The following is a 9,215-nucleotide window of genomic DNA, read 5'->3' on the forward strand; positions in this document are numbered from 1 at the left end:
TTCTCCTTCTCATGGACGGGCGGATCCCCCATGTCCCAGTCTGACGACCGGCCGAGGAAGGGGCGCGACATGGCAGTCATGGCACACGAGCAGCTCGCGCAGGCGGATGTCCTGCTGGAGGGCTTCCTGGCCCTGGATACGCCGACAGGCTTCCGGGCCGAGCTCATCGAGGGGGACATTGTCGTGACGCCGCCGCCGGACGGGGACCACGAGGACTACATCAACCTGATCATGAAGCAGGTGATCAGGCAGTCCCACACCGACATGGATTTCTCCGGCAACAAGGGACTGAAGCTGCCCAGCGGAGGGGACTGCCCGAAGAACCACGTCATTCCGGACGGCACCTTCGCGCCGACGGCTCGCCGCCTGTTCCAGGGTGCAGGATCCTGGATGCCCTGCGCGGGTGTGGCCCTGGCGGTCGAGGTGACCTCCTCCAAACCACAGGCCGACCGCGAAGCCAAGCGCCGGTGCTACGCCCAGGGCGGCATCCCTCTCTATCTCCTCATCGACCGCGACAAGTCGTCCCTCACGCTCTTCAGCGACCCGGAGAAGGGCGACTACCGCGAGTCCTGCACCCGTCCCTTCGGGAAGTCCGTCACCCTGCCCGAGCCGTTCGGCTTCGACCTGGAGACCACCGACTTCGCCTGAGTCGGAGAGGTCCTGTATCCCCGGGTAGCATGGTCGTCACGGCGGACGAGCCGGCCGGACGGCCGCGTGAGGGATCTTCGGATTCCTCCCGAGGAACGTCCGGGCTCCACAGGGCAAGGTGGTGGCTAACGGCCACCCGGGGTGACCCGCGGGACAGTGCCACAGAAAACAGACCGCCAAGGGCTTCGGTCCTCGGTAAGGGTGAAACGGTGGTGTAAGAGACCACCAGCGCCTGAGGTGACTCAGGCGGCTAGGTAAACCCCACCTGGAGCAAGGTCAAGAGAGGCCGTCGGAAGACGGCTTTGCGCGGACGTTCGAGGGCTGCTCGCCCGAGTTCGCGGGTAGACCGCAGGAGGCCGGCAGCAATGCCGGTCCTAGATGGATGGCCGTCTCCCCGGCGACCGCAAGGTCACCGGGAGACAAAACCCGGCGTACAGGCCGACTCGTCCGCCATTAAGGCCCTGACCTGGGAATCGCCTGGGTTGGGGCTGTTTTGCGTGCAGCGGTGCGTACTCCGTGGGCGTGAGCGACCGCGATAGCATGGTACCGAATTTCGTACCAATGATGTACGCTTTTCGGTACCGATATAGCGGTGGTTGGGGCGAAAGGGGCACCGGCAATGACGATCACAGGAACCGAGGCGCGGAGAGACTTTTTCCCGCTGCTGAAGAAGGTCAATGACGATCACGCGCCGGTGCGGATCGCCTCCAAACAGGGGAACGCCGTCCTCATGGCCGAGTCCGACTACGAAGCGTGGACGGAGACCATGTATCTGCTCGGTAACGCGCGCACCGCCGCCGAACTGATGGAGTCGGTTGCTGAGTTGGACGCCGGACATGGCGCTGTGCGCGACTTGATCGACCCGGAGGAATCGGCGTGAAGGTCATGTTCTCCACCCGCGCATGGGAGCAGTACGCGCAGTGGGCCATGACCGACCGGCGCACCCTCAAGCGCATCAATGCCCTGATCGCGGACATTCAGCGCAACCCCGATGACAACAACGGCATCGGAAAGCCCGAGATGCTGAAAGGTGCGCTCAAGGGCTGGTGCTCGCGTCGCATCACCGAGGAGCACCGGCTCGTGTACCGAGTGAGCGGCGACGTACTGGAGATCGCCCGCGCCTACGGGCATGACACCGAGCGGTAAGGTCGTCGTATGCCGACCGCGGCCAGTGCCGCCATCGCGGCGGCCGCCGTGATCGCCACCGCGAATCCGCCCCGCGCGCCGGAAGCGGCGATCGCCCAGCCGGAGAGCGCCGCCGCACCGGCCGAGCCTGCGACGCTTGCCGAGCCGAGCCAGGTGAAGGCCTGGGTCAGGACGGTCCGGTGGACGGTCGATTCGGTCAGGACCGAGAACAGCACCAGTACGGGCGGGATCGTCGCACCGGTCACCAGGACCACCGCCCCGAGTCCGAGCGGCGTGGTGGCCGCGAGCAGCAGGAGGCTGGCCGGTGCCAACACGGCTGTTGCCACTGCCAGTTGGGTCCGGGGCGCCATCCTCCAACGGCGTAGCCCGTAGAGCCAGCCCGCCAGCAGGCCGCTGCAGCTCGACACCGCGAAGACCGGTGTGGCCGACGCCGCGGCATGGTGCTCCACCGCGAACGCAGTCACCGAGAGCTGCAGGGCGCCGAAGTACACGCCGATCGCGAGGTTGAGGGCGACGAGCACGGCGAAGCCGGGACGGAGCAGGGAGCGGGCCGCGCGGGTGTGCGGGGTGGATGCGGGGGCCGGCGGCGGTGCGGTGCCGCGCTGTGCGGCGAAGGCCAGTCCGCCCGCGACCACCAGAGTGGCTGCCAGGGCCGTTCCGAGCACCGGGTGTCCGCTTGCTCCGAGCGCGCTGACCAGGGCCGGGCCGACCAGATAGCCCAGCGCGTTGGCGAGCGACTCCAGTGCGAAGGCGGTGGGGAGTTCAGCGGCCCGGTCGCCGTGGAGCAGCGCCGCCCAGCGGGCCGCGGACGCCGCGCTGAGCAGCGGGAGGGTGGCGCCGACCAGGACTCCGCCCGCTGTCATCAGCCAGGTCGAGGTGGAGCAGAGGACCAGGGCCAGGAGTGTCGCCACCGCTGCGGCGTGGGCCAGCAGGGCGGGCGGCAGCACCCTGGTCTGGCCGAACCGGTCGATCAGCCGGCCGAGTTGGGGTCCGGCCACGGCGTCGCCGATGGCACAACCGCCGGTGACCATCCCGGTCACGGCGTACGAACCGGTCCGGCCCTGTACGAGCCAGACGATGCCGAGACCGGTCATCGCGATGCCGATGCGGCCGAGGGCGGCGGTCAGGTAGAAGGCTTTGGCGCCGGGGGTGCGCAGCAGGGTGGAGTAGTTCGCCGAGGGCACGGCGGGTCCCTTTCGCTGCCCGGCGGGGCGGACCACCCGGGGTCGTCGGCGTCCGGAAGATCCGACCCGTGGTCATCGCCTGGAACCGTCCAGTGTTGGCGTGGAGCGGGGACACGCACCCCACGCCGACTCCGTCACCGGGCAGAAGTCATGTGAATGAGCTTGTGAGCATAGGGGTTCGGGCTTTGTCGGTGCCAGGCTTTACGGTTTGTGCAGGGAGCAGGATCGGGGGTGGGGCATGGGTGTGGGTGAGCGGGCCGACTGGGCGCTGGCCTGTCTGGGGCCGGGGCAGTCGCTGCATCTGCTGCATGCGCGCTTCGAGCGGCACGAGTTCGCGCCGCACGCGCATGAGGAGCTGACGGTCGGGGTGACCGTCGGCGGCGAGGAGATCATCGACTACCGGGGCGAGCGCGTGCGTTCCGGGGTGGGGTCGATCGTCGTCCTGATGCCCGACGAGGCGCACACCGGGCGGCCGGCCTCGGGGTGCGAGGGGTACGCGTACCGGTCGATGTATCCGAAGGCCGCGCTGCTGAGCGAGGGGTCGGTGGGGCTGCCCTTCTTCCGGGACGCCGTGATCGACGACCCCGAGCTGTCCCTCGCGCTGCGGACCGCGCACACCGAACTGAGCCTGACCGACGACCCGTTGGAGGCCGAGTCGCGCATACCGTGGCTGCTCACCGCGCTGGCGCGGCGGCACGGATCGGGGGTGCTCTGCGTCCCTGACCGGGTCGTGGGGGCGCGGGGGATCGCGGTGGGGGTGCGCGACCGGCTGGTGGAGGCGGTCGTCGAGCCGCCTTCGCTGGCCGAGCTGGCGGCCGAGCTGGGGCTCTCCAGGTACCAACTGCTGCGCGCCTTCCGCGACACCTTCGGGATGCCGCCGTACGCCTGGCTCGCGCAGCACCGGGTGATGCGCGCGCGGACCCTGCTGGAAGCGGGGCAGAAGCCTGCCGAGGTGGCGGGCCTCGTCGGCTTCGCGGATCAGGCGCATCTGACGCGGTGGTTCCGGCGGGTGACGGGGGCGACCCCGGCCGCGTACCGCAACAGCGTTCAAGACAGCGGGGGGTGAGACCCGGGATCATGGGGACATGACAACACGTGGGTGGGCTCTCTTCGGGATGATGGGTGTGCTCTGGGGCATCCCGTACCTGATGATCAAGGTGGCGGTCGACGGCTTCTCGCCGGCCGGGGTGGTTTTTGTACGATGCGCCATCGGGGCGGCACTGCTGCTGCCGTTCGCGCTGCGGGGCGGCGGCTTCTTCCGTACGGTACGGGCGCATTGGGTGCCCATGCTGGCCTTCGCCGCGATAGAGATCATCGGCCCGTGGTGGACCCTGACGGACGCCGAGCGCAAGCTCTCCAGCTCCATGGCGGGGCTGCTCATCGCGGCCGTACCGATCTTCGGGGCCTTCATCGCCCGGTTCTTCGGCGACACGGAGAAGCTCGGGAAGCGGCGGGGGCTGGGGCTCGCGCTCGGACTGGGCGGGGTCGCCGTGCTGACCGTGCCGCACCTCAGCGGCGGAGACGCCTGGTCGATCACCGAGGTGCTGCTGACCGCGCTCGGATACGCCACGGCGCCGCTGATCGCCGCCCGGCACATGAAGGACGTGCCGACGCTGCGGCTCATCACCCCCTGCCTGATCCTGGCCGCGGTCGTCTACGCCCCTGCGGCGGTGGGCAGTTGGCCGTCCGCGATGCCCTCCGGGCAGGTCATCGCCAGCCTCGCCGGGCTCGGGGTCGTCTGCACCGCGCTGGCCTTCGTCGCCTTCCTGGAGCTGATCCGCGAGGTCGGACCCGTCCGGGCCTCGGTCATCACCTACGTCAACCCGGCCATCGCGGTGGCGGCCGGAGTCGCCCTGCTCGGCGAGGAGTTGACCGTGTCGGTCGGCGGGGCCTTCGTCCTCATCCTCGGCGGTTCGGTGCTCGCGACGGCGAAGGGCCGGGCGGAGGTCGACGAAGCCACGGAAACGAAGGGGGAAGCGCAGTCGGCGGGCGACAGCGGGGAAGGGCTGCCGGCGCCCGCCGGGCTCGCGTAACCGGCCTACGGCAGCGGGCTCAATGCCCGCTTCAGGTCCGCGAGTTCGCGGTAGTGGACCCCGGTCATCCCCAGTGCGACCGCTGCCTTGACGTTCTCCTCGGAGTCGTCGACGAACAGGCAGCGGTCGTACGGGACGCCGACACGGCCCGCCGCGATCTCGTAGAAGCGCTCGTCGGGCTTGGCCACGCCGATCCGTGCGCTGCTGACCACATGGTCCACGAAGCCGTCGAGGCCCAGCCGGGTCAGGTCCCCCTCCAGGTCCGTCGTCGCATTGGTGACGAGGACGAGGGGGACGTGCTTCCGTACGCGGGCGAGCAGCTCCAGGATCTCCGGGTCCGCCCGGAACGGCGACGAGGCGAAAGCCGCCGCCAGTTCCCGCGCCCGGGGCACGGACGTCACCTCGGTGAGCGCCTCGGCCGTCGACTCCACCCACTCCGCGTGCGTCATCTTCCCCAGCAGGAAGAGCCCGTCACGCTCGGGCGCGAAGGCGAACCCTGCCGTCGTGCCGTCCGGGAGGCCCGCGGCCAGCTCCAGGCGGCTGACCTCGGTGGTGTCGTAGAAGCGGATGACCCCGTCCAGGTCGCAGAGCAGGGCGTCGAAGTCGAAGGGGTGGCGAACCGTCACGCGGTGGCCTCAGGGATACGTGCCCCCGTGCCGCCGACCCGCACCCGCGCATCGCCCGCGCGCAGCTCGACCCGCAGCTCGCCGGGGCGTCCCATGTCCGCGCCCTGGTGCAGGGTGAGGACCGACTCCTCGGGGACCAGGCCCAGTTCGCGGGCGTACGCACCGAAGGCCGCGGCCGCGGCGCCCGTCGCCGGGTCCTCGACGACCCCGCCGACCGGGAACGGGTCGCGTACATGGAAGACGGTCTCCGACTCGCGCCACACCAGCTGCACCGTGGTGAAGTCCAGCGCCGTCATGAGGGCGAGCAGGCGCTCGAAGTCGTAGTCCAGGTCGGCCAACCGGGCGCGCGTCGCGGCCGCCAGGACCAGGTGGCGGTTGCCCGCGAAACCGATCCGCGGCGGGAACGCCGGGTCGAGATCGGCGGCGGACCAGCCGAGCGCCTCCAGTGCCTCGGCGACGACCTTCTCCTCGGCATCCAAGACCGCGGGCTCGACGCTCGTGAGCGTGGCGCGCAGAGTGCCGTCGGCGGACTGCGTCACCGTCACCGGGACCTGACCGGCCTGCGTGGAGAAGAGCAGCTCACCGGCGCCGTGGCGTTCGGCGAAGGCGATGGCCGTGGCGATGGTGGCATGGCCGCAGAAGGCGACCTCGGCCTTGGGGGAGAAGTAGCGCACGGTGAACGCCCGGCCCGGCTCCCCGCCGAGCCCCTCGGGCGGCGCGGTCAGGAAAGCGGACTCGCTGTATCCGAGCTCCGCGGCGATCGCGAGCTGCTCCTCGTCGGAGAGGCCCGCGGCATCCAGGACGACACCGGCGGGGTTGCCGCCCGCGGGGTCGGCGGAGAAAGCGGTGTAACGGAGGATCTCGGGGCGCGCGTGCGAAGCAGTCATGGCCGGGGAACTCCCGGGACCGAAGGATCATTCCCGTCGCTGCCGAGAGAACGGTCCGCCACCCGGCCGAGGTGCGCGCCGAAGGTCCCCGACGCGTCCGGAGTGAGCGTGCGCAGCGCCACCATCGCCGTGATGATCACGTCGCAGAGCTCGGCCTCCACGTCCTGCCAGGTGTGGCTCGCGCCCTTGCGGGGGTTCTGCCCGGTCGCCCCGATGACCGCCTGGGCGACCTCGCCGACCTCCTCGGAGAGTTTGAGGATGCGCAGCAGCACCTCCTCCTCGGGCGGTCGGGTGTGCGCTGTGGCGAGCCAGGCGTGGAGCTGCTCGACGGTTTTCCAGGTCCGGTCGTCCATGAACGCCACCTTCCCACGCCCGGGGTCTTGCCTTCGTATGCACTCCAACTCCTAGCGTGCACAGGCATGGAGACGACAAGGACGACGACAAGGAAGCTGGGACGCAGCGGCATCGAGGTGAGCGCGCTCGGATTCGGGTGCTGGGCGATCGGCGGGGAGTGGGCGGACGCCGGCGGGAATCCGCTGGGGTGGGGGAAGGTCGACGACGAGGAGTCGGTGCGCGCGATCCGCCGGGCGCTCGACCTCGGGGTGACCTTCTTCGACACCGCCGATGTGTACGGCACCGGGCACAGCGAGCGGGTGCTCGGGCGGGCGCTCGCCGGGCGGCGGGACGAGGTCGTGATCGCCACGAAATGGGGCAATCGGTTCGACGAGACGACGCGCACGCTGACCGGGCGCGACACCACACCGCAGTACGCGCGCGAGGCGCTGACCGCCTCGCTGCGGCGGCTCGGCACCGATCACGTCGACCTGTTCCAGCTCCATCCCGGTGACGCGGAGCTCGTCGAGGGGGCTCAACTGCGGGACGCCTGTGAGGAGTTCGTACGGGAGGGCCTGATCCGGGCGTACGCATGGAGCACCGACGACCCGGAGCGCGCCGAAGTCTTCGCCGCGGGGGAGCACTGCGCGGCGGTGCAGCACTCCTGCAGTGTGCTGGAGGACGCACCCGAGATGCTGGCCCTGTGCGAGCGGCTGGATCTGGCCAGCGTCAACCGCAGCCCGCTCGCCATGGGGCTGCTCACGGGCAAGTACGCGGCCGGGGTCCGCCCCGGTGACAGCGACATCCGCACGGTCCCGCCGGCCTGGCTGCGCTGGTTCGGCGAGGGAGGGGCGCCCGCCCCCGAGTGGGCGGCTCGCGTGGAGGCGTTACGGGACATTCTGACCAGTGGCGGGCGCACGCCGGGGCAGGGCGCGCTGGCCTGGCTCTGGGGGCGCAGCCCCCGTACCGTCCCGATCCCCGGATTCCGCAGCGTCGCCCAGGCGGAGGAGAATGCGGGTGCGCTGGCCCAAGGGCCCCTGGACGAAGGGCAGTTGGCGGAGATCGCCCGGATCCTGGGCTGAGTGTGAGGCGGGTCCGGAAAGCGGAACGCGGACCCGCTGTTCGTACGCACAGCATCGGTTTGTACGGTCCTGAGGTGCGTGAATCCTCCCGAGCCCCGATGTCCCGACGCGCGGCCCTGAGCCTGGCCGCCGCCGTCCCGGCCGCAGTCCTCGCCGGAAGCGGTTCCGCCGCGGCCGCCGAAGCCGTGGGCGGTGAGCGGCTGGGCCTCGACGGGGTCCAGGCGGACCTCTCCGGGGCCCGCGCGCTGCCGAAGATCAGGGCCGCGTCCTGGCTGGTCGCGGACCACACCACCGGCGAGGTCCTCGCCTCGTACCGTGCGCACCGCGCGATGCCGCCGGCCTCCACGCTGAAGATGCTCTTCGCCGACACGGTGCTGCCGCGCGTCGGCGAGGTCACGCAGCGGCACAAGGTCACCGCGGCCGACCTGGCCGGGATACCCGGGGGCAGCAGCCTGGTGGGGGTCGAGGCCGGGACGACGTACACCGTCGACCAGTTGTGGCAGGGCGTCTTCCTGCGGTCGGGCAACGACGCCGTCCATGTGCTGAGCCATATGAACGGCGGGGTGGACGAGACCGTCCGCCAGATGCAGGCCAAGGCCGTCGATCTGCAGGCACTCGACACCAAGGTCGTCAGCCCGGACGGCTATGACCACCCCGGGCAGGTCTCGTCCGCGTACGACCTCACGCTCATCGCCCGGCACGGTCTGGGCCTCGACAGCTTCCGCCACTATTGCGGGATGCGGCTCGCGGACTTCCCCGACGGGAACAAGGGCAAGACGTTCCAGATCCAGAACACCGACCGCCTGCTCGGTACGTACAGGGGCCTGATCGGCGTCAAGAACGGCTACACGACCAACGCGGGCAACACCTTCACCGGCGCCGCGACCCGCGGCGGCCGCACGCTGCTGGTCACGGTGATGCACCCGGCGCCCGGCTACGACGCGGTGTACCGCGACACCTCGGCGCTCCTCGACTGGGGGTTCGCGGCAGCGGGCACGGCGCAGGCCGTCGGCACGCTGGTCAAGCCGGTCAGCGCGGGCGGTGCCCCGGCGGCGCCGAAGGCCGGGGGCGGTCCAGGGGCCGCCGCCGCGACGGTCTCCGGCTCCCCGGCCGCCTCGGCGAGCGCCTTCTCCTGGCCGCTGATCGGCGGGGCCGGCGGCGCGCTGGCGCTGCTCGGGGGCTCGGTGTTCGCGCTCAGGAACCGCAGGCGGAGCGAGCCGGCCGCCGCTGCCCCGGAGAGCGGCGGCGGCCGGCACCGTCACCGGCGCTGAGCGTC

The 9,215-nt window shown here is 70.9% G+C and carries 11 protein-coding genes and 1 other RNA gene; 8 read left to right on the top strand and 4 right to left on the bottom strand.

What is annotated here, in order from left to right:
* The first annotated feature begins 78 nt into the window (after positions 1–78).
* The 4 genes from AB0H78_RS27345 to AB0H78_RS27360 all read left to right on the top strand — a co-directional run bounded on the left by AB0H78_RS27345 (position 79) and on the right by AB0H78_RS27360 (position 1,794).
* Entirely contained in the window at positions 79–648 is a 570-nt protein-coding gene (locus AB0H78_RS27345; protein WP_363237415.1) for a Uma2 family endonuclease, read from the top strand.
* A 46-nt stretch (positions 649–694) separates the two neighbouring features.
* Positions 695–1,098, top strand: an RNA gene (rnpB, locus tag AB0H78_RS27350) — RNase P RNA component class A.
* A 169-nt stretch (positions 1,099–1,267) separates the two neighbouring features.
* The gene (locus tag AB0H78_RS27355) at positions 1,268–1,528 is read left to right on the top strand and encodes a type II toxin-antitoxin system prevent-host-death family antitoxin (protein WP_363237260.1); all 261 of its coding nucleotides are present in this window, start codon (positions 1,268–1,270) and stop codon (positions 1,526–1,528) included.
* Positions 1,525–1,794, top strand: a complete 270-nt coding sequence (locus AB0H78_RS27360) for a Txe/YoeB family addiction module toxin (RefSeq protein WP_363237261.1) — start codon at positions 1,525–1,527, stop codon at positions 1,792–1,794. The genes AB0H78_RS27355 and AB0H78_RS27360 overlap by 4 nt, the downstream gene beginning before the upstream one ends.
* On the opposite strand, the gene AB0H78_RS27365 is transcribed toward AB0H78_RS27360, so the two are convergent.
* Positions 1,770–2,978, bottom strand: a complete 1,209-nt coding sequence (locus AB0H78_RS27365) for an MFS transporter (protein WP_363237262.1) — start codon at positions 2,976–2,978, stop codon at positions 1,770–1,772. The genes AB0H78_RS27360 and AB0H78_RS27365 overlap by 25 nt on opposite strands.
* 238 nt (positions 2,979–3,216) lie before the next feature.
* Between AB0H78_RS27365 and AB0H78_RS27370 the strand changes: the two genes are divergently transcribed.
* Positions 3,217–4,044 (top strand): AraC family transcriptional regulator, encoded by an 828-nt coding sequence (locus AB0H78_RS27370; protein WP_363237263.1) that lies wholly within the window; start codon positions 3,217–3,219, stop codon positions 4,042–4,044.
* Positions 4,045–4,063: 19 nt separating this feature from the next.
* Positions 4,064–5,011 carry a DMT family transporter gene (locus AB0H78_RS27375; RefSeq protein ID WP_363237264.1) on the top strand — a complete coding sequence of 316 codons (948 nt, stop codon included), beginning with the start codon at positions 4,064–4,066 and terminating at the stop codon, positions 5,009–5,011.
* Positions 5,012–5,016: 5 nt separating this feature from the next.
* Here the strand turns inward: AB0H78_RS27375 and AB0H78_RS27380 are convergent, their stop codons facing one another.
* The 3 genes from AB0H78_RS27380 to AB0H78_RS27390 are packed head-to-tail and all read right to left on the bottom strand — an operon-like array spanning position 5,017 to position 6,877.
* Positions 5,017–5,637 (bottom strand): HAD-IA family hydrolase, encoded by a 621-nt coding sequence (locus AB0H78_RS27380; RefSeq protein WP_363237265.1) that lies wholly within the window; start codon positions 5,635–5,637, stop codon positions 5,017–5,019.
* A complete protein-coding gene (locus AB0H78_RS27385; RefSeq protein WP_363237266.1) occupies positions 5,634–6,524 on the bottom strand; it encodes a PhzF family phenazine biosynthesis isomerase in 891 nt (296 codons plus the stop codon). Before AB0H78_RS27385 ends, AB0H78_RS27380 begins: the two co-directional genes overlap by 4 nt.
* On the bottom strand, positions 6,521–6,877 hold the full coding sequence (locus tag AB0H78_RS27390; RefSeq protein ID WP_363237267.1) for a MazG-like family protein: 357 nt from the start codon (positions 6,875–6,877) through the stop codon (positions 6,521–6,523). The genes AB0H78_RS27385 and AB0H78_RS27390 overlap by 4 nt, the downstream gene beginning before the upstream one ends.
* Positions 6,878–6,943: 66 nt before the next feature.
* Here AB0H78_RS27390 and AB0H78_RS27395 point away from each other — a divergent pair, with 66 nt between their 5' ends.
* Together AB0H78_RS27395 and AB0H78_RS27400 are read left to right on the top strand one after the other, a co-directional pair.
* Positions 6,944–7,939, top strand: coding sequence for an aldo/keto reductase (locus AB0H78_RS27395; protein ID WP_363237268.1), 996 nt, complete (start codon positions 6,944–6,946; stop codon positions 7,937–7,939).
* 74 nt (positions 7,940–8,013) lie between these two features.
* Entirely contained in the window at positions 8,014–9,210 is a 1,197-nt protein-coding gene (locus AB0H78_RS27400; protein WP_363237270.1) for a serine hydrolase, read from the top strand.
* Positions 9,211–9,215: the final 5 nt, after the last annotated feature.

The organism is Streptomyces sp. NPDC050738 (assembly GCF_040654175.1).
In the GTDB taxonomy this organism is placed as follows: Bacteria; Actinomycetota; Actinomycetes; order Streptomycetales; family Streptomycetaceae; genus Streptomyces.